Raw genomic sequence first — 19,373 nt, forward strand, 5'->3', positions numbered from 1 at the left:
ATGCAACGGCCGGGCCGGAGGTCGCTGCCGGTGTCGAGACCGCGATGTATGCGGTCTTCGTCATGTTCCCGGAGCCGTACGCGTTGGATGCTGAGAGGGTGACCGTGTAGGTCCCGGCGTTCGCATAGGTGTGGACCGGGTTCTGCTTTGTGGCGTTGGTGGTGTCGCCGTCGCCGAAGTCCCATGACCAGCTGGTCGGGGAGTTGGTCGAAGTGTCCGTGAACTGGACGGTGAACGGGGGTTGTCCGGTGGTTGTTGCGGCGCTGAACGCTGCAACCGGGGCACTGGTTGCATCGTTGACCGTGATATACCCGGTTTTTATCTCGGAGTTGCTGCCAAGGTCATTGGATACCGTGAGGTTGACCGTGAACGTGCCACTTGTTGAATAAATATGGGTGGGATTTTGCTCGGTGCTGTCGGTCGTGCCGTCATTGTCGAAGTCCCACTGCCAGCCGGCGGGCACGCCGGTGCTCGAGTCGGTGAACGCGACCGTGAGCGGCATGGTGCCGCTTACGGGAGTTGCCGTGAATTGTGCAACGGGAACTGCCGTTTCTGCCTGGTACTCGACCTTGAGGATGGCGAGGTAGGGTTCCATCCCCCAGCCTTCGTTCTCGCTGCGCATCAGGACGGTGTTGTCAGTGGCTGAAAGATACGGGGTGATGTCGGTTGTGTTCAACCTGACCTCCCCAGCACCCGATGTCCAGTAATTTGGAATTGACGTCCCGTTAAACAACATCATGCCTTTGGCATTCCCGGCAGTGATTGAAGTGATAAGTTTCGCTGACTTTATTCTGGTCATATTGATGTCAGCATCGGTGAACGGGGCGTACGCGGTGGCGGTCTCGGGGGTGGTATAGAACGCGGCATTAGCAAAGAGCATGTCGAACCCTTCGTTGACGAAGATCTGTTTCTCGGTAGCATTGAGATCTTCGTAGGTGACTACGAGGGCCGAACCCCGGGGGTGCACCTCAACGGTTCCATATTCTGAGTTGCCATTTGGATTGAACTGGTCGGTTACATTGGCGACATGGACCCCGTATGCCATATCAGCGTAATTCCCCCAGCCTTTCCATTCCCAGTATTCGTGCTCAACAGGTACGAGGACTCCATTGAAACCGATCTCCGTCATCGTCCCCATTACGTGCTGGGTATCCCAGGTATATGTCTGATACACATGGGCATCTCTGATCTTCGCACCTTCGGGGATGGGGAGGTCGCCGGCGGTCCAGCTGGCCCCGTTCGCTCCGTACTGGCTGTTGCCAAGAGAGACGATGGTGTCCCCATGAAGCAGGTAGGTTCTCTTGGTTGTTATGTCGGGGCCGGTGGACCAGCGGTGGCCGGCATAGCCGTTGGCGATCACAGTTTCGGTGGAGGTTACCTCGTTGTTGGTTTCATCGCTCTCGGTAATCATATCACCTGAATCTACAGTAACCGTAATGGATACTGAGTCATTCACGTGTCGGTCCACCGGATCTGCGGCATTGACCCCGATACTGTCACCCGCGGCAAGGGATGCCACGTCAACGTCTGTTGTGTTTCCGGTAACATTGAACCTGACTTTGAACGCCCCAACGTCTTGTGTGCCTTGATTTTTTATGGATGCGCTGACAGAATTCTGCGTATTGTACCCAAGGAAGAACGGACTGATAGAGGAGACGACAAGGTCCGGGCTGCCTGTTACGGAAATGGGGTCTGTCATCACTGATGAACTGGATCCGCCGGTGTTGGATACGGTAAGGTTAACGGTAAAATTACCTGCTTTTGTGTAGGTATACGTGGGATTCTTTGAGGTGCTGTCTACGATGCCATCGTTGTTGAAATCCCATGCATACGATGCAATCACCCCGGTCGACGAATCGGTGAACTGGACGACCAGGGGCGCGGGACCTGATGTAGGTGTTGCCGTAAACCCGGCAACCGGGGCTGACGGCGTTGTCACGATAATGTAGTCCGTCTTGGTTTCAATATCTGAGCCCCCGGTATTGGTGACGGTAAGTTTAACCGAGTACGTGCCGGGAGTTGTGTACGTATACGATGAGTTCTGGACCGTGCTGTCGGTCGTACCGTCATTGTTGAAGTCCCAAGCCCAAGATGTTGGTGTGTTTGTAGAAGTATCGTTGAACTGGACGGTCAGCGGGGCATCGCCCGATACGGGATCTACGGTGAACGATGCGACAGGGATTTCCGATGCTGCATTCACGGCAATATAGCTGGTTTTTGTTTTGGTATCGCTGCCTGCGGGACCGGTGACCGTGAGCGTGACCGTGAAAGTACCGGCCAATGTATAGGTATGGGAGGGATTCTTCTCCGTGCTGGTTGTCTCGTCACCAAAGTCCCATGCATAGTCCGTGATTGTCCCGGGTCCTGATGAGTATGACACAAACTGGACCGTATGAGGGGGTGCCTCGCCATATTGCTTATCAGCAGAGAAGCCTGCGTTTGGCACAATGGTATCCGGCCCGCCATGGATCGTGCCATCCTGCCAGATTCCCATCAGCGGAGCAGTATCGCTGCCGAGGCCGTCCGGGAGGGCGAGTGCATCGTCGCCGATGCCATTCTTATCCCCGTCACTTCCCGTGTAATCGCTGCCCCAGTAATTGCCAAGGATATTCAACTGTGGGGCACTGCTGTACGTATAAGCGATGGTATCGGGAGACTCCCACGAAATGACTGTAGGGGGTGGGGTACCCCAGGTTGTCGCAGTTGCACCATTGCCGCTGATTATATTCTGGTAAAACCGGTTGTTCTCGCAATCGCCACCCAACTTGTAATATAAAATAGAAAACCCCAAGGCATTGTTCATAATTGTGTTTTTTATAATCGTGTGGTTGGCAGATGGTTCTTCAAGAGATATTCCCTCTGCGTTACCCTCCATTATTGTATTGTTTTCAACCAGATGTGATGACCCCGCGATGTATATACTGTCATATGCACCCGTTGCACCGATTACGACATTGTCCCGGATTATATTGAATGCTGAAGTACCTGTGATTTCTATTCCACCTATATCAGCAGAGGGATTGAGAATCACATTATTCGAGATGACATTATTGGATCCCAAAGAGAGAATACCAAATTCAGTATTCTGGATAACCGTGTTCCTGACGGTACAATCTGAGGATGCGAGTTGTATTCTGCCAAGATTAGTAAATTTCAGATCTTCTATCGTGCAGCCGGAAGCATAAATCCAGAGAAGATATCCGTTTATCGTAACCTTGTCTGCACCTTCACCCTGAATCGTGAGATCCGCCGTATTGACCGTAACGTCCGATGAAAGCGGATAATACCCGGCCCTGATATACACCGTGTCTCCAGATGATGCAGCATTAACGGCCGACTGGATGTCAGTATAATCCCCGCTTCCGTCAGCTGCCACCGTTATCGTGGCAGCAGCAACAGGTGTAGCCAGCAGCAGGATGAAGAGGAGAATTCCGATCAACAGGGCGGGAAGCGCCCGACAGCGGACTGTTTCTTTTTCTTTCTGGGAGTCTGTTCCCCGGGCAACCCTGGATTGAGTAACACGAATATAAAAAATCATAACATCATATAACACGTATCTCTTATTATTATGATCAATTAAAATTTTTTGAAATCGATCTATTATTTAATAATAAAATTAGTAAATCCATCTAAGAATTTCATACGTTTTTTATAATACGTATTACAAAAGCGGAACAATTCTTCGGAATCCTTGACCGATATCCCTACAGGACTGGCAACTAGAGGATCGGGAAACAGGTTCCCGGTCCACCATTGCGTCCAGTCCCCGGTGTCCCAGGTACCGGTAACATGAGGGTATCCACATCTGGATTGCCAAGGGTTCACGGATATGAGGTTATGCTGTGTCCAGATGTCCCTCATTCTTTTAACAGGAGGTAATGGGCGGTAGGCGCCCGCCCGATTCCCTTCCGGTGTTCTTCTGGTTTTACTGCTGATGTTCACTTGATGGCATAAACCGCGAGTGGGATCTTGTACCATGAACTCGTGTTAGAATACATGAGAACATCATTATTTAGGTTCCCCGGTGTATTTGTGCTAAGTTCTGTCCAGTTCCAACTGAGCAGTCCTGCATAATAACCCTTTGTAATCACTGGGGGATAGCATCCGGTGCCTGAACAACCAGGGCTCAGGTTGTGGCTTGCCGCATCATTCCACCAATATTTGCCGTAACCAACGATGGATCCTGATGTTGAGTTACTCTGGTAATCAACCCATAATTTCGCTGTGTAATTTGTAGGTGTTCCAACATTCTTGAGCCAGGTCTGGTTACCCGTGTAGGTACTCATGTTTCTGGTGATGGGATCGTGACCTTCATTGATCCAGTACTTGGTATTTGAACCGCCAGTCTGATCCCACCCGTAGACCAGATCGACCTTCTTGATCCGGCCATCGTACTTCCCGCCGGGCTGCAGGTTCAATGACTCGTTCCACGATGCAAATGATATATTGATACTTGTTGTTGACGTTGGTGTGGTTTTTATAAGTGATTTCACATCGAAGATCAGGAGATAATCACTCGTGACCCGTGAGACGTTTTTCGTGTAAGCCGAGGTAGAAATTGCATTGGAATAATTAGTTCCTACATCACGCCAGTATTCCAGCCGCAGTGCCTGGGCATTTGCAATCGTTGTCTTATTTCCTGCTGAATCTAACCCATTCCTGTACAATATAGCCGTAACATTTCCACGGTAATTCGCGGTCATGTTCCCCATATAGACCATCGCATACACCTTTGCCACACTGGCAGGTGTGCTACGGGTGGCTGCTACGGGAAGCGTAAAGTTGGCCCAAGCCTTATCACAGACAACATCATCTTTTGTTGCCCATGTGTCTACATATTGCACATCTATGCCTCCGGTCACAGTACCGGAGAGGTTTGTTTCCGGTGCAGTGCCTTTCCAGTAGTCATCCGCCGACACTACGCCGGCCATCGACATCACCGCAACGATCACCAGCGCCATCATGAGCGCGAGCGACCTGCGCGGCCGGGCGCTGCCCTTCAGCAGGGCGGCAAACCTGCCGTGCCTGCTTTCTGTTCGTTTCGTTTCCATAGAGATTTCCTCGTGTCCGCAGGACCGGTCACAAAGGAATGTGCATAATCATCAGCTGAACCGGTTGCGAACACGATCCCATGAGCGTAAGATCTATTAATACGTTTTTGATATTTGTAACACTTGGTATGAAGAAAATAATTTTTGTAATACTGAGCCGGAGAGAGGGATAAGTGGTGCAGTATATGGACAGTCCTATGCAATAAACGAATTTGTATACAAATTATGGTATCTTCCGGAGGGGATTTTTCCAGCGGGCGGGGGAAGCGGGGCGGGGGCCGGACGGTTATGCATGCGGAACCGTGAACGGGCACGCGAACCCGGGCAAAGGAGTGGCGTCGCGGGCGGGTGGCGCGGGATACGTACCGAGGGGGGACTATCGCGGGGAATTCATGATGGCAGGAGAAAGAGCATAAGGTTCCGGAAAAAACTAGTACAATAGGCAGGTTTTCTCAATGCAGGTCCAGTACGTGTATGATGAACACGGGAAAAAAACCGGTGTCATTGTCCCGATTTCCCCCAGGGAGAGAGTATCAGGTAAAATCAAGCGCGTAAAATCAAAGGGCCCCTTCGAACCGTCAAGGTTCCGGGGAATTTATCGCAATCTGGGGCTGGATTTCGAGCGCGAACTAACGTGCCTGCGGCAGGAATGGGAACGCACGTGAGACGGTACCTCTTTGATACCAATATCCACATTTACTATTTTGCCGATGTCCTCCCGGAAGGGGAGATAGGATCTATTGAGCGCATCCAAAAAAACATCATTCAATCTTTCCATTATTACAAAAATTGAATATTTCGGATTCGAAAAATTTTCCCGGGATAATTTCTCACAGGAACTCCAGTTCATAGAGAATGCAACCATCATTCCCCTGACGGATGAAATTGCAGATATCGCGATTGACCTTCGCAGGAAATCACGGGTAAAACTTCCCGATGCGGTAATTGCCGCAACCTGTGTATGCCACGATTTCATCCTCATCACACGCAATGAGAAAGATTTCCGGGATATCTCAGGACTTGATATATATAACCCGTTTTCCGCTACACACGGATAACCGTATCATTCTCCACCTTAGGGAAGTACATAACGGCTTGGATCATAATCCATGCGACTGTTGCATACCTCATTACTCAGTATGGCTGGCATCCAATAACCGGTTATGCCATTTCGGTAGTGTACATGGCATGCTGTAAAAAGTGATGATGCTCTGGAAAAGAAGGATTGAATTGCACAGGTATGTACACATCTTGGCTTGGCCTTACCTATAGGATGGTCGAGATCCTGTCGATCCTCGCAGGATTGGGGCGGTCTTGCCCACCCCCCCGGGGGCCATAAAGGACGACGCCCTGCGCCGCGATCCGTACTATGAATATTCCCGGCTTGCTGAGGATGGCAATAGCTGAGTGATTCCTGCGCGGCTTTGCCCTGCCCTTCAGCAGGTACGAGAACCTGCCAAGTCTGCTTTCTGTTTGTTTCGTTTCCATTGGATTTACTCCATGTCCGCAGGACCATGACCGGGCACGCGAACCCGGGCTAAGGAGCGGCATCGCATTGATCCATGAACAGTTACGGAAAAAGATGAGCGGCTGTAGGCGCGTGCCCCACACCAAATATTTCACGAACCGCCTGTTGATATCGGCCAGGGTATTTTAAAAGACCCTATCGAACGCACCCCCGAGTGAGCGCAAAAGAGCACAGACCCTATAAATAGGTTTTTTGAACAGGACACCAATCTAGGTACAGGAACATGCGAACCGATACCGATATCTATGATATCATCATTCGGAAGCGGCACGAGATCCTATCCCTTGCAGAGCGGAGGGGAGCGAAAAACGTCCGTATCTTTGGATCCGTGGCACGAAAGGAAGCCGGCCCGGACAGCGATATCGATCTCCTTATCGATCTGGACCCAGACCGGAGCCTTCTGGATGTTGGCGGACTGGCAATGGATCTGTCGCAGCTGCTTGATCACCCGGTAGATGTCGTGACCGAAGCGGGACTCCGGGAGCGGATACGTGCCCGCATATTAAGTGAAGCCCGCGCATTATGAGAGACGATCCCGGGCGTGTACTGGATATCCTTGAGGCGATTGATAGAATCGATAAAGGAGCGGTCAAAGGAAAGGATTTTTTTTATCACGATGAAATGACCCAGGTCTGGGTGATCCATCACCTCCAGATCATAGGAGAAGCAGTAAAGGGGATTTCACCGGAATTCCGTATGGCACACCCGGATATCCCGTGGTCGGAAATTATTGGCATGCGGAATATCCTGGTCCATCACTATTTTGGTATTGACCGGGATGCGGTCTGGAAAGTCGTGGAACATGATTTGCCTGTGTTAAAAAAGCAGTTTTCACGCCCGGTATAATACTGCCATGCGTGCCGGACAGAATCATGAGAGAGTGACAGGGAAATCACACAATCCGTTGAGGAATCCGATCGGAGCATGACAAATGATCCGATCACAAGATCCCGGTAAAATTAAATGAGAAAACCGCTCTGTTGCTGGAAACCCGCCACTACATACCTCATTAACAAGTACGGACATACTGGTGGTGAGAGTGAGAACAAATGCAGGATCTTATCACCACTGCTGAAATCTGGAAAGAGGGAGGTATGTACACCTCGTACTGCCCGGAACTTGATATCGCCAGTTGTGGTAATACACCGGAGGAAGCGCGGAAAAATTTACAGGAAGTCATCAGGATCCAACTGGAAGAGACGGCAAAACTGGGAACACTGGATGATCTCCTCAGTGAATCCGGGTACACGAGAGATGGGGATGTTATGAAGACCGGCAAAAAAATCATATGTTTTGAAGAGATTCGGACCCGCCCGAGCCGTTCATCGGGGCAAAGAACGTTGCACCGGGAGAGGAAAATTCCCTGTCGTTATTCAACGATAATCTTCCGGACCGGTGTCTTATCATCTAGTATCCTTTCGATCTGTGGCCGGTGTTCCAAAACCTGTCTATACTCATGGGTACAACTGCGCACGACAGCATACGAAAAACGGAAATACCAATACTTTTTATTACCAAAAGAGAATATGTTCATATTTGAAAGGGGGTGGTGGACAACACAGAGAGTTCAATACCACGCGCAGTCTGTAGTTTGAAGTCTGTTACTTGTTTTCTCATTTCCGTCTCCTTGTCCGCAACGCGGGGAAGAACACTTCGGGAATATGCGGGTGCTTCCGCAGAACCAACCGGCGGGATGCGGGGAAATGGGCCCCCTCATCCTGTCCGGTGAACCGGGAATATCCGGCATACTCCTTGGTGATAATCATGTGCTGTCTAACGATCACTAAAAAAAGACCAGGTCAGGTTAAATAAGAATTTATTCCATGCCCATGGCTTTTTTGTAATCGGTGAGCATGCGCACGATCATTTTACTGTGCTCCTCCAGCATCTCCTCGTCATCGGGTGAGGTGATGAGGGCCACCACGTAGACCAGGATAAGGGCGTTGTCCAGTTCGAAGGTTCCCGGGTCCTCGATCTTGTCCGAGGGAAGGCTGATTGGCGCAAACATGCGTTCTTCTGCCGAGAAGGCGATGGACAGGTCCGGTGTGACCCGGGAATTGTTCCGGTCCCCGGCATTTGCCTGGACGATCGCGAGGGCTTTTTTCAGGGCCGCATTCGCCGGGCTGTCCGGAATCAGGGAGATGGCATGCGCACATTCCCTGACCGCGTTCTCGTACAGGCCGAACTTGAAGGCAAGGAATGCCGATGCGATCTCGTGGGCGGTCCCTGACGGGAACCGGGGGTAGTGCGTCCGCATGCGGGCAACATAATCGTCAAGATATTTCTCCATCAGCTCGTTCCTCCACTATGGTATTTTGTCTAAAGGCCGGATAACCCTGTCCTTACCCGGGCTGCGATCCCGGGTGAGTGCAACCGCACGGGATTAAAGGCCGGTGCGGCAGGCAGTTTCCGGATAATAGTGTGAACCCGTGTTACATGAACATATCCATGAAATCCAAACGGCATATATTGAACCCCGGGTATCAATGGTTTTTATCAGCAAAGACACTCCAATACTTGTCCTGACCGTATGGGTTCAGTTATCTTTTCCGACGTGCACGCAGATGTTTCTGCGATTGGGGCGCTCTCCTCCTGCATCCGCACACCGGCATTCCGGAAGACCTTCGGGCCAATCGATCTCCTCGTCAATCTCGGGGATCTCCTGCACCGGGGGAGCCGGCCTCAGGAGACACTGGAAAAGATCCACACCCTCTCGCGGGAGTGCCGCCTCGTCTCCGTGCTCGGCAACCACGACCATGCCTACCTCAACGGGATCATGGTCAGCGGCAGCGATGCCGCAAGCACCTACCGGCACGAGCAGCTCCGGGACTCCCCGCTCCTCTCCATCTTCGATGCAATGCCCATGGAATATACCGATCATACGATGCTGTTTGTGCACGGGGGGCCGCTCGAACTGGGAGACCAGACGCTCCGGCTCAAGTGCTGGCAGCGGCTCTCCCACCAGAGCGGGGACTTCTTCACCGGATACCATTATACAGCACAGATGGCGTTCGATGCCCTTGAACAACGCGGGCTTTCCCATATGGCCTGCGGCCACCAGCACGAGCACATCTGCTGCCGGAAAACCCCAGAAGGGATCATCGAACAGGAGCTGGACTTTGTTCCGTTCAAGCTTGAGAACGGGCACCGGCAGATATCCCTGGAAGTTGCACGGGTCCCGCTTGACTGCCCTACGCTCTTCCGTGTTGGCGGGTGTCATGGCGATGAGCCGGAGTTTGCATACTCCGATTATTCCACATTCTCCTTTATCCGGCTGCTGGAAACGATCTGATCGCGCTGTCCATCCTTATCCGGGATGTCACGGGTGCGGACTGGATCTTCCCAAAATTGCCTGCTTTTTCCTGTTGCATATAAAGTCAGACGCGTATTTCTCCAAAATGTGCGAAACGTTTAAATAATGTTACCGCAGTGTGGTTACTATGCCTCGTGCAGGCGAAGGACGTTCGATACGCATCGATCCTGAGGTGTATGAGGCGCTTCTCACGCTCAAACGTGGGAACATGACATTCTCGGATGTTATAGCAGGTCTCCTCCATGATGCCTGTGGCTGGGCAGACGAGTTCCCTCGCGGCCAGAAGGAACTGGAGGATTTTATTGAGATACCGTCACGATAAAAACGGGTAAAGTATGATACCGGGACAAAAGGAACCGCCGTTCCCGATCACCCTCACGGGGCCGGCAGTTCCGGGTCCTGAAGTTGCACGTTATCCCCACTCATCCCCGCAATTTTTTCCCTGAGTTGCAGCAGCAGTTCCGGGATCTGTTTTTGTGTCTTCTCCCGCCACTGCCCGAGCTCGGAAAGCCCCTGTTCTTCCTTTACCCTCATTGTGGCACGCTGGGTCTTCTCGCGTTCAAGGGACTGCATCTTTACAAGCAACGGGTGGGAGGCGATGGCGGACTCTGCCTGCTGGCACTGTTCTTCCAGTTCACACAGGGATCTTCCCGCAAGCGCTATCTCCTCCCGGAACCTGGCCGTGTCGGAAAAGATCGCCCGTTCCTCCTTGTTCTTGATAACAACGTCGCCGTCAGCGATCATCCGTTCGGCAAGAGGACAGGCTGCCGCGAGGGCTGCATCCAGCCGCACGGTATCCGCGATCTCGTGGTCCGAGAGGACCTCCATTGCCGCGTTCAGGAGACCGACCTCTGACGGGTGACGCTGTTTTGTCGCAATCTTCTCGGCCTTCCTGAAGACATGGGATGCGGTCATCGAAAGGGCAGAATAGGTGCGTGCAGCATCGTCGCGTTTCCTGCAAAGGCCGGCATGTGCTTTCCGCTGTTCGTCAATGTCCTTCATTCGGGGATCCCGCAAGAGCGAGAGCAGTTCCTGGTCGATTGTGGCAACCCGCTCCCGGATCTCGGCGATCCGGGCATGGGACCGGTTCACCTTTTCATCGGATGCTTCCAGGTCCGCCATCAGGCCAGTAATGGTCTCGTATTTCTCTCTTGAGACTGCGAGGCCTGTCATCTCCTTACGGTATGCAGCAAGGACGGGATTCATGCTGTTGATGCCGCGGCCGAGCGTGTCGATGCCGCTTCTCACGGCTTTCATCTCGTCCGGGAATATTGCCTGCAGGTATCGTCCCTGTCCCTGGACCGTATGCAGGCAGTTTTTGATGCACTCAGCAGCAACCGGGTAGAACTCCCCGGGATCCTCCAAAAGTTCCTTGTTCAGGTTGACTTTCATGGCCTTAACAAACTGCGGAAGGGAATTCTTCGCAATCGTCCTGAGCTTGGGATGGAGGGATTCATCATGCTCTGCACCGGCAATGTTGGTTACGATAAGCTGAAGCGTTGCGATTCCATTCCGGATCTCACGCATCGGCTCGCGGGTAGCAGTGACAAGGGTTTCCTTTGCGGTGCTTTCCTGTCCGGTGATCCACGCAGGCACCTCAGTGAATGTGAGGTTTACCTGCGGAGCGGATTTTCCGGTGCCGAAGATTTTTTGGATGAAAGTATGCAGGGCCATTGTTCAACACTCGTTTATGTAAGTGTCCGGATTCAGTCATCCATGGCGATCTGGCGCAGCCGCTTCTCGCCATCGATCTCTTTTAAGACCTGGACAACTGCCGGCGGGACAAGTTTCTTCCATGGCTCGCCCGCAAGGATTCTCCTGCGGATCTCCGTTCCACTGAGTGTATCGCGCTCATACATGGCCGGGGACTGGACCCTGAATCCTGCCTCGCGGAAAAGCCGGACAACGAGCGGGTTCGAGGAATAGCAGATATCGAACGGGGGGGCCATTGAGCGGACATGGGCGACCCAGAGAGCATTGCGCTGGACGTCCTCGATCGGGATAACGTAGTACGGGCAGCCGAGCGACGTGAGGGCACGCGTGATCATCAGTACCCGCTCGCCCGCGGTGAACGGGTTGTCCACGTGATGCGAGAGCTGCGCGCTCCCGATCCCGATGATGATCTCGTCGACTTTCCCGGCAATGTGTCCGAGCACCGACTGGTGCCCGTTGTGGTATGGCTGGAATCTTCCGATATAGAACCCGCGTTTCATCGCTTTCCTCCTGCTCCTATGTTAGCAATCCGCGCTGCAAACGCCCCGCCCGTGAACCCGGCATCGATATTGACAACTGCGATGACAGAGCAGGACTGGAGCATGCTTGCGAGCGCGGCCCGGCCTTCGCCCATGTACCCGTAACCTACGCTGACGGGGATACCGATCACGGGCTTGTCGACAAGGCCCGCGACAACAGCCGGGAGCGTTCCTTCGCGCCCCGCGCAGACCACGAATGCATGGGCACCCAGCAGCGGCTTGAGCGCGGGAAAGAGGCGGTGGATGCCTGCTGCGCCGACATCGTATGCTGTCAGCACCTCGCAGCCCATCTCTTCGGCGATGGCCCGCGCCTCCTCGGCAACCCGAATATCCGAGGTGCCGGCAGTGATGATAGCCACAATGCCCCCGGTGCGCTCGGGTGCAGGGCTGTTGCCGGCAAGGAGAACCTGCGCTTTTTCACGGTACACAGTGGCAATTCCTTCACGGGATGCCAGGTCCTGGATACGGGCAGCCTGCTCCGCGTTCACCCTTGTAACAATACATCGCCCTCCCGATCCGGCCAAGCGGAGGACGATCTCCGCCAGGTGTCCGGGGTCTTTTCCTTCGGCCAGGACAACCTCCGGCATGCCGCAGCGCACGCCGCGCCCGGTATCGATGCAGGCAAAGTCGCCGATGCGGTCGAGGCGGAGTCCCTCAATGGCTTCGGCAGCAGCGGCGAGCGTGATCCTGCCCTCCTTGTACTGGTCGAGCAGGTCCTGTAACTGCGGGTTTCCTGGCATGATTGTAATAATACAGATATGGATCGGCGTATAATAATACGTTCATTGCGATGTCGTACCTGGTTTACATAGCCATCTTTGGTACTGCAGCTGTGGTGTTCCTCTGGCTGCGCGATGCACGGATATTCTGGCGCACCGGCCTCCCCGGATACCGGAAGGCCGCGTACTGGGGAGTCCTTTACGGCGCGCTTGCCCTGCTAGGTCTCCAGATTGCACGGTACGTGACGGACTTCGAGATCCTCGGCCTCGGTCTCATCCTCGCTGCGATCTACCTCCAGACAAACCGGGAGAAGGAGAAGGTCTGGAAGAACGAGGACACATTGACCCGTTTCCTGGGCAGCGTACCCATAAACAGGACGAACAAGAAATAATGGAATAAACACAGATCAGGATAAGGATTTTTCATCATGCTCCAGAAACCACGAGGAACCAGGGACTTTTTACCGGATGAGATGGAGGCGCGGAGGGCGGTTGAGTGGCGCCTGCGGGAAGTTGCGCGGCGCTGGGGGTACCGGGAGGTCTGCACCCCGGAGTTCGAGGACCTTGAGCTCTTCACGATGCGCTCGGGCGAAGGAATCATCAACGAGATGTACGTTTTCGAGGACAAGGGTGGGAGGAAGCTGGCCCTGCGCCCCGAGATCACGGCCGCGGTCATCCGCATGTACATCAACGAGGCAAAAGTCGCCCCCAAGCCCCTGCGCTGGTGCTACTATGCTGACTGTTTCCGGTACGAACGGCCGCAGAAGGGACGGTACCGCCAGTTCTGGCAGTTCGGCGTGGAACTGATCGGCGCCGATTCCGCGATTGCTGACGCGGAAGTCATCATGCTCGCGTCGGACATGCTGGATACAACCGGCGTGCGCTACGAGCTCAAGGTCGGTCACCTCTCTTTTGTGAAGACTCTCTTGAAAGACGTGGAGCCTGAGACCCAGCGGAAGATCCGGCAGCAGCTCGACAAGAAGGACTTCGAGGGGCTGGAGCAGACCCTTGATGAAATGAAAAAACCTGATCTTGCAGAATCGCTCAAAACGCTGGTTGCTACGCAAAATCTCTCCGAGGCCTTTGAAATCGTGGGAGCAATCCCGGAGCGCGAGCGGATCGAGCAGACGATCGGGTATCTCGATGCGGCAGGCATCATGTATTCCCTTAACCTCGGTATTGCCCGGGGACTTGATTACTACACCGGCATTGTCTTTGAAGGCTTTGCCGACAACCTCGGGGCCGAGAACCAGATCCTGGGAGGGGGTGTGTACCGGCTCGCCCATCTCTTTGGCGGGGACGATGTTGCCTCATGCGGCTTTGCCATAGGCTTTGACCGGGTGATGGTATCCCTGGGCGAAACAGCACGCACAAAGGACACGGTTGCAGCGATTGTCTGCACCCCCGAGACACGGAACCGTGCGCTCGAAGTGGCGCGTGCGTTCCGCTCTGCGGGTATCCGCACCGAGATGGACCTCATGGACCGGGGCTTCGGCCAGCAGCTCTCGCATGCCGCAAAAACAGCCGACTTCGCCGTGATCATCGGCCAGCGCGAGGCGGCCTCGGGCGAAGTGACGCTCAAGGACTTACACACGGGAGAGCAGAAGACCGTAACGCTGGATGCCGCAGTTGCCGGGGTGGTTGCGTCTGGTTCTCGCGGATGACCTCGCAAAGCAGCAGCGGAGCATCAGCGTAGCGGAGTTCTTCGAGAAGAACAAGCACCTTCTCGGGTTCGACTCGCCCACGCGTGGCGTAATCACAACCATCAAGGAAGCGGTGGACAACGCCCTGGACGCCTGCGAGGAAGCGCAGGTGCTCCCGGACATTTTTATCAGCATCAGGAAGACCGGAAGCGACCTCTTCCGGATCATTGTCGAGGACAACGGCCCGGGCATTGTACCAAAGCAGGTCCCGTTCGTGTTCGGGAAACTCCTCTACGGTTCCCGGTTCCACCAGATCCGGCAGACCCGCGGGCAGCAGGGTATCGGCATCTCGGCGGCAGTCCTCTATGCCCAGCTGACAAGCGGCCTCCCCACCATCGTCATCTCCCGGACAGGGGTAAAGGAGCAGGCCCACCGGTTCGAGATCCAGATTAAGATCGAGACAAACGAACCCGATGTCCTGAAGGAAGAGGCGATTGACTGGGACCGGATCCACGGGACCCGCGTCCAGATTGAGTTCAAGAGTACGATGGCAGCTAAGAAGAAGCTGCTCGAGTACCTGAAGTATACCTCTGTTGTCAATCCCCATGCCCGCTTCCGCGTGGAGCTTGATGAAGAGGCGTTCACGTTCGAGCGCGTCAGCCAGGAGGTAATCCAATGTCCTGTCGCGATCCAGCCTCATCCCCATGGAATCGAGCTTGGCCAGCTCAAGCGGATGGTTATAGCAAGCGACAAAAAACTCCTTGACTTCCTTGTCGAGGGCTTCAGCCGCGTGGGGAAGAAGACCGCGCAGGAGATGTGCGACCGGGCGGGGCTCAAGGGTACGCTGAAAGTGCAGGGGCTGTCGGCCGACCAGCAGAAAGCCCTGCTTGCCGCCATGCAGGAGGTTTCTGTCCCGGCACCGCCAACGACCCAGTGCCTTTCTCCCATAGGTGAGGAGCTGATCCGGCGCGGGCTTGACAAGGAGTTCCAGATGGACTTTGTCTCCGCCCGTACCCGTCCGAGTTCCGTCTTCTCCGGTCACCCGTTCGTGGTCGAGGCCGCTATCGGGTACGGAGGAAAGCTCCCGGCAGAAGGGAACGCGATAATCCTCCGGTTCGCCAACCGCGTCCCGCTTATGTACCAGCAGGGTGCCTGCGCCATCACGGAATGCATTACGAATGTCAACTGGAAGTCCTACAACCTCTCGCAGCAGGGGTTGCCTACGGGCCCCGTCCTGATCCTCGTCCACGTCGCCTCGACCAACGTCCCCTTCACGAGCGAGAGCAAGGACGCGATTGCAGGCATCCCGGAGATCGAGAAGGAGATCGTGCTCGCCCTCCAGGACCTGGGCCGGGAACTCAAGACCTTCCTGTCCCGGCGTGACAGGAGCAAACTGGCCGAGGACCGGGCCCGGGCAGTCTGCGCCATCATCCCCGAGATATCGGCAAAGGTCAGCGAGATCGTGGAGAAACCTCTCGTAGATACCACACCAATTGAGGGAAAACTGATGCGGAAACTGATCGCCAAGAAGTCGACCCGCGATGGGAAGGTCGTCATCGAACTTGCGAATTACAGCGGGTTCGAGGGCGAGATCTCCGCGTACGACATCTCCGCGGATAATGCAGCGGACGCAGTGCCGAAAGCAGATTTCGTGAGTGAAATGGACGGGCAGTTCACCAAGGTCTGGAAGATGACAATCCCTTCAAAGTCAACCTGGCAGGTAACCTATTCGGGGAAAGGCGGGGGGATTATCGAGATCCGGGGTATAGACGACAACAAGAAGATGGTGGTGGACCTCGATGTCTAGAGAGGAACTTGAGAAGAAAGCGATTACCTCGCTGCTCGGTATCGCGAGCGCGTGGTACGACCAGATGAAGGCCGGCGAGATCCCGTCCATATCCCTTCCAAGCAGGACGAAATACAACATCGAGTACGACGATGCGAGCGAGGTCTGGAAGTACGGCGACAAGGAGAGCCTTCGGAATGCCGCTTCGGCCAAGAGTGCGACCCACCTCTTAAAGATGGCGTATGTCATCGGCTTCATCAAAGAGCAGCTCCGGGAGAACCGCTCGTCAACACTAAGAGAGATGTATTATATCTCGGAAGGCTGGAAGCGCGCAAAGTTCTCAGCGCAGGATGAAAGCAACTACCTGATTGAAGACCTGGAGATCCTCTCCGATGTCCCGCGGGAAGGATTCCATCTCCACCCCGAGGAGAACGGGGCGTCGATCTACGGCCCGATGCGGATCCGGGAGGAGACACGGCGCGGGATGAAGACGATCCACTGCCAGGACGATGTCGGGCAGGCGGGATACACCATCCCGAACAGTGTCGAGAACATCGAGTTCGTGGACCATGACGCAAAATTCGTCATTGCAATAGAAACTGGTGGTATGTACGACCGTCTCATCGAGAATGGATTCGATGAAGAGCACAACGCGATTCTCGTCCACCTCAAGGGGCAGCCGGCCCGGTCGACACGGAGGATGCTCAACCGGATGAGCATGACGTGGGACCTGCCCATTCTTGTTTTCACGGATGGCGATCCGTGGTCGTACCGTATTTACGGCTCGGTAGCCTATGGTGCCATCAAGAGCGCGCACATGTCGGAGCTGCTTGCCACGCCGAAGGCACAGTTCCTCGGATTGAGGCCGAGTGATATCAGGGATTACAATTTGCCCTCAGACAAACTGACAGAGAAGGATATCGAGGCTTTACGGTCTGAACTTACCGATCCCCGGTTTGCTACGGATTACTGGAAGAAGGAGATAAATCTGCAGCTGGAGATGAACCTTAAGTCAGAACAGCAGGCGTTTGCGGCGCGGGGGCTGGACTTTGTTACGAAGAAGTATTTGCCGGCACGGCTCGCTGATATGGGGATCATCTGATTGTTGTCATGACCATTGCAGTCTGTTACCCGGATAAGTATTCAGTCGAGGAGACGTTCCAGCTTCTGAAGGTTCCATGGGAATGGTACAAACCGGGAAAAACGTATGATGTGGTCATCGCGCGAAAGGAGGATGTGATCGGATATAATGGGCCGCTTATCGATATCACTGATCACGATCCATTCCGAATAATCGCATGCCTCCTGAATTGTGGAGAGGAGCATCTTCACGAACCGGTCTGCGATATTGAACTGGATTTCATCCGGCAGGAATTGAAAAAATATACACTCCTTGTTGAGATCCCTCCTGCACCCTGGGGTCATCCCTATATGGTAGCACTCACGCATGATGTAGACGTTACCTCTGTCCGAGAATGCCGGTGGAGTACGGTGGGATATGCGGCCTACCAGTGCCTGAAACAGGGACATATCTATTCTGGTCTTCGCTTTTTTGCGGCACGTCTCGGATTGGGAACTGATCCTTGGAAACTTTTCGAACGCTGGCAAGCATTTGAGCAGGATCTGGGCGTTCGATCCACATTCTTCTTTGTGCCAAAACAGAGTGAGCCTGGCCGGTGCGCACCCCCGTACCGTGCCGTCTTCTATACTCCTGATGCAGAGGTTCTCAAATGCCTGGTCAGGTCAGGCTGGGAGACTGGGGTTCATGGTCTCGACAACTGGATCGATATGGATAGTGGTAAAATGGAGATGGAAGTCCTTGGGATAGCCGGTGTTGGGAACCGGACCCACTGGCTTCTTTTCGAGCCTTACAGCTGGAAGCTGTTGGACAACGCCGGCTATACCTATGATTCAACATTCGGTTACAATGACGATGTCGGCTTCCGCGGAGGGACACTTCAGGTATTCCGGCCGCGCACAACATCCCTATTACTGGAACTGCCGCTCCATATTCAGGATATCGGCCTTTTTACCAAATCCTGCTGGGCTCCTGATGATTCAGGCTGGAAAAAAAAACCCTGTCTCCATCTAAACATGGATGGTGCGGCTGATTATTGCGCACGAATCTTCGAATTCGCAAAGAAATATGGTGGGGAAGTAACGCTCTTGTGGCATTATGAAAGTATTGCTCCGCCACGGGACTGGTCAGAATTCTACCGAATGCTGGTTGAACGTGCAAGAGCGGATGATGCCTGGCTGACTACCGCTGAGAAAGTTGTTACATGGTTCCGTACACGACGCCAAATGGAAGTTGTGTGTACATACGATGGAGATGTCTTGGTTGCCGAAGTAAAAGGTTCTGCAATACCGGACGCGGGGCCGAATTTCAGGTTGAGACTTTATATTCCCCCGGAACAAATCCGGTCAGTGGATGCAGAATTTATCTCCGGTCAGGGATACATCGACATCTGCCTTACCAAGTCACGGATAATGGTGCATATAGTTTGATAATTGAGAAACTGTTTCGGATCATAAAAAACCCGGCTCTCCGCAATTCATGGGTGGTAAAAAGCCGGATTCTGCAGGAGGGACTCATTACCTGTTTCCTGCTGTATAACTCCGTTGCCTCAAAGACCGGACTTTTTAAAAAACGAATCGGGAGATCATGTGGAAAGAGAAACGTCATCGATCCGCATGCCGTTGTGGCATCCAATAACCTAATCCTGGGAAATGACTGCCACATCTGTGCAAATGTAGTTTTGGGACCAAGCACCCGTATTGGTGATAATGTGATTATCGAATCCGGCACTATCGTGGGATCTGAAGGCTTTGAGATTCGGCGGATCGGAGATCGGCTCATTCCGGTTGTTCATGTCGGTGGTGTGAATATCTGCAATAACGTGGTTATTGGGTCGCATGTTTGTATTGACAAATCCCTGTCTGGGAAATCCACAGAGATTTCAGAGCATAGCTGGATAGGAGATTATGACCATGTTGCACATGGAGTCAGGATCGGGAAGCATTGCACGATCGCGTCTTCGGTTATGATTGGCGGTAAAGTGACTATAGGCGATGCTGTTA

Annotated in this window: 17 protein-coding genes and 1 pseudogene; 11 read left to right on the forward strand and 7 right to left on the reverse strand. The window is 53.7% G+C overall.

All coding sequences use genetic code 11. The features are described from left to right. The 3 genes and pseudogenes from PHF39_RS12740 to PHF39_RS12745 form a co-directional block, all read right to left on the reverse strand. On the reverse strand, positions 1-2,764 hold a 2,764-nt coding region (locus PHF39_RS12740; RefSeq protein ID WP_300224687.1), incomplete at its 3' end, for a PKD domain-containing protein. Positions 2,765-3,103: 339 nt separating this feature from the next. Next, positions 3,104-3,538, reverse strand: a pseudogene (locus tag PHF39_RS13995) (pectinesterase family protein); the annotation flags it as partial. A gap of 400 nt (positions 3,539-3,938) precedes the next feature. Continuing rightward, the gene (locus tag PHF39_RS12745) at positions 3,939-5,051 is read right to left on the reverse strand and encodes a DUF3344 domain-containing protein (protein ID WP_300224688.1); all 1,113 of its coding nucleotides are present in this window, start codon (positions 5,049-5,051) and stop codon (positions 3,939-3,941) included. Positions 5,052-5,791: 740 nt separating this feature from the next. Here PHF39_RS12745 and PHF39_RS12750 point away from each other — a divergent pair. From PHF39_RS12750 to PHF39_RS12760, 3 genes are all read left to right on the forward strand, one after another. Further along, positions 5,792-6,109: a type II toxin-antitoxin system VapC family toxin gene (locus tag PHF39_RS12750; protein WP_300224690.1), complete on the forward strand. Its 318-nt coding sequence runs from the start codon at positions 5,792-5,794 to the stop codon at positions 6,107-6,109. A 693-nt stretch (positions 6,110-6,802) separates the two neighbouring features. After that, positions 6,803-7,105 (forward strand): nucleotidyltransferase family protein, encoded by a 303-nt coding sequence (locus PHF39_RS12755; protein WP_300224692.1) that lies wholly within the window; start codon positions 6,803-6,805, stop codon positions 7,103-7,105. Further along, entirely contained in the window at positions 7,102-7,425 is a 324-nt protein-coding gene (locus tag PHF39_RS12760; RefSeq protein ID WP_300224694.1) for a DUF86 domain-containing protein, read from the forward strand. Before PHF39_RS12755 ends, PHF39_RS12760 begins: the two co-directional genes overlap by 4 nt. A gap of 970 nt (positions 7,426-8,395) precedes the next feature. On the opposite strand, the gene PHF39_RS12765 is transcribed toward PHF39_RS12760, so the two are convergent. Continuing rightward, positions 8,396-8,869, reverse strand: a complete 474-nt coding sequence (locus PHF39_RS12765) for a hypothetical protein (RefSeq protein WP_300224696.1) — start codon at positions 8,867-8,869, stop codon at positions 8,396-8,398. 240 nt (positions 8,870-9,109) lie between these two features. Here PHF39_RS12765 and PHF39_RS12770 point away from each other — a divergent pair, with 240 nt between their 5' ends. After that, positions 9,110-9,871: a metallophosphoesterase gene (locus PHF39_RS12770; protein WP_300224698.1), complete on the forward strand. Its 762-nt coding sequence runs from the start codon at positions 9,110-9,112 to the stop codon at positions 9,869-9,871. Positions 9,872-10,019: 148 nt separating this feature from the next. After that, on the forward strand, positions 10,020-10,214 hold the full coding sequence (locus PHF39_RS12775; protein WP_300224700.1) for an antitoxin VapB family protein: 195 nt from the start codon (positions 10,020-10,022) through the stop codon (positions 10,212-10,214). Between the two features lie 53 nt (positions 10,215-10,267). Here PHF39_RS12775 and PHF39_RS12780 read toward each other — a convergent pair whose 3' ends face one another. Genes PHF39_RS12780 through larB form a run of 3 tightly spaced genes read right to left on the reverse strand, consistent with a single transcriptional unit; the run spans position 10,268 to position 12,884 of the window. After that, a complete protein-coding gene (locus tag PHF39_RS12780; protein WP_300224702.1) occupies positions 10,268-11,566 on the reverse strand; it encodes a hypothetical protein in 1,299 nt (432 codons plus the stop codon). Between the two features lie 32 nt (positions 11,567-11,598). Continuing rightward, the gene (locus PHF39_RS12785; RefSeq protein WP_300224704.1) at positions 11,599-12,105 is read right to left on the reverse strand and encodes a nicotinamide-nucleotide adenylyltransferase; all 507 of its coding nucleotides are present in this window, start codon (positions 12,103-12,105) and stop codon (positions 11,599-11,601) included. Continuing rightward, complete coding sequence (larB, locus tag PHF39_RS12790) at positions 12,102-12,884, reverse strand: nickel pincer cofactor biosynthesis protein LarB (protein ID WP_300224706.1); 783 nt, start codon at positions 12,882-12,884, stop codon at positions 12,102-12,104. Before larB ends, PHF39_RS12785 begins: the two co-directional genes overlap by 4 nt. A 50-nt stretch (positions 12,885-12,934) precedes the next feature. On the opposite strand from larB, the gene PHF39_RS12795 reads away from it, so the two are divergent. The 6 genes from PHF39_RS12795 to PHF39_RS12820 all read left to right on the forward strand — a co-directional run. Next, positions 12,935-13,255, forward strand: coding sequence for an ABC transporter permease (locus PHF39_RS12795; RefSeq protein ID WP_300224708.1), 321 nt, complete (start codon positions 12,935-12,937; stop codon positions 13,253-13,255). Positions 13,256-13,291: 36 nt separating this feature from the next. Continuing rightward, positions 13,292-14,527: a histidine--tRNA ligase gene (gene hisS / locus PHF39_RS12800; RefSeq protein WP_300224710.1), complete on the forward strand. Its 1,236-nt coding sequence runs from the start codon at positions 13,292-13,294 to the stop codon at positions 14,525-14,527. Beyond that, positions 14,484-16,313, forward strand: coding sequence for a DNA topoisomerase VI subunit B (locus tag PHF39_RS12805; RefSeq protein WP_300224712.1), 1,830 nt, complete (start codon positions 14,484-14,486; stop codon positions 16,311-16,313). Before hisS ends, PHF39_RS12805 begins: the two co-directional genes overlap by 44 nt. Next, a complete protein-coding gene (locus PHF39_RS12810; RefSeq protein ID WP_300224714.1) occupies positions 16,306-17,394 on the forward strand; it encodes a DNA topoisomerase IV subunit A in 1,089 nt (362 codons plus the stop codon). The genes PHF39_RS12805 and PHF39_RS12810 overlap by 8 nt, the downstream gene beginning before the upstream one ends. Positions 17,395-17,402: 8 nt before the next feature. Further along, complete coding sequence (locus PHF39_RS12815; RefSeq protein WP_300224716.1) at positions 17,403-18,800, forward strand: hypothetical protein; 1,398 nt, start codon at positions 17,403-17,405, stop codon at positions 18,798-18,800. Continuing rightward, the coding region (locus PHF39_RS12820; protein WP_300224718.1) for a DapH/DapD/GlmU-related protein at positions 18,797-19,373 on the forward strand (577 nt) is incomplete at its 3' end. The genes PHF39_RS12815 and PHF39_RS12820, both read left to right, overlap by 4 nt.

The organism is Methanoregula sp. (assembly GCF_028712425.1).
Classification (GTDB): domain Archaea; phylum Halobacteriota; class Methanomicrobia; order Methanomicrobiales; family Methanospirillaceae; genus Methanoregula.

Excerpts from the sequence above, each read along its gene's own strand:
- PHF39_RS12775 (WP_300224700.1), top strand. The coding sequence starts at position 10,020 with ATGCCTCGTGCAGGCGAAGGACGTTCGATACGCATCGATCCTGAGGTG.
- PHF39_RS12795 (WP_300224708.1), top strand. The coding sequence starts at position 12,935 with ATGTCGTACCTGGTTTACATAGCCATCTTTGGTACTGCAGCTGTGGTG.
- PHF39_RS12760 (WP_300224694.1), top strand. The coding sequence starts at position 7,102 with ATGAGAGACGATCCCGGGCGTGTACTGGATATCCTTGAGGCGATTGAT.
- PHF39_RS12770 (WP_300224698.1), top strand. The coding sequence starts at position 9,110 with ATGGGTTCAGTTATCTTTTCCGACGTGCACGCAGATGTTTCTGCGATT.
- larB (WP_300224706.1), bottom strand. The coding sequence starts at position 12,884 with ATGCCAGGAAACCCGCAGTTACAGGACCTGCTCGACCAGTACAAGGAG.
- hisS (WP_300224710.1), top strand. The coding sequence starts at position 13,292 with ATGCTCCAGAAACCACGAGGAACCAGGGACTTTTTACCGGATGAGATG.
- PHF39_RS12815 (WP_300224716.1), top strand. The coding sequence starts at position 17,403 with ATGACCATTGCAGTCTGTTACCCGGATAAGTATTCAGTCGAGGAGACG.
- PHF39_RS12765 (WP_300224696.1), bottom strand. The coding sequence starts at position 8,869 with ATGGAGAAATATCTTGACGATTATGTTGCCCGCATGCGGACGCACTAC.
- PHF39_RS12780 (WP_300224702.1), bottom strand. The coding sequence starts at position 11,566 with ATGGCCCTGCATACTTTCATCCAAAAAATCTTCGGCACCGGAAAATCC.
- PHF39_RS12755 (WP_300224692.1), top strand. The coding sequence starts at position 6,803 with ATGCGAACCGATACCGATATCTATGATATCATCATTCGGAAGCGGCAC.
- PHF39_RS12785 (WP_300224704.1), bottom strand. The coding sequence starts at position 12,105 with ATGAAACGCGGGTTCTATATCGGAAGATTCCAGCCATACCACAACGGG.
- PHF39_RS12805 (WP_300224712.1), top strand. The coding sequence starts at position 14,484 with ATGCCGCAGTTGCCGGGGTGGTTGCGTCTGGTTCTCGCGGATGACCTC.
- PHF39_RS12810 (WP_300224714.1), top strand. The coding sequence starts at position 16,306 with ATGTCTAGAGAGGAACTTGAGAAGAAAGCGATTACCTCGCTGCTCGGT.
- PHF39_RS12745 (WP_300224688.1), bottom strand. The coding sequence starts at position 5,051 with ATGGAAACGAAACGAACAGAAAGCAGGCACGGCAGGTTTGCCGCCCTG.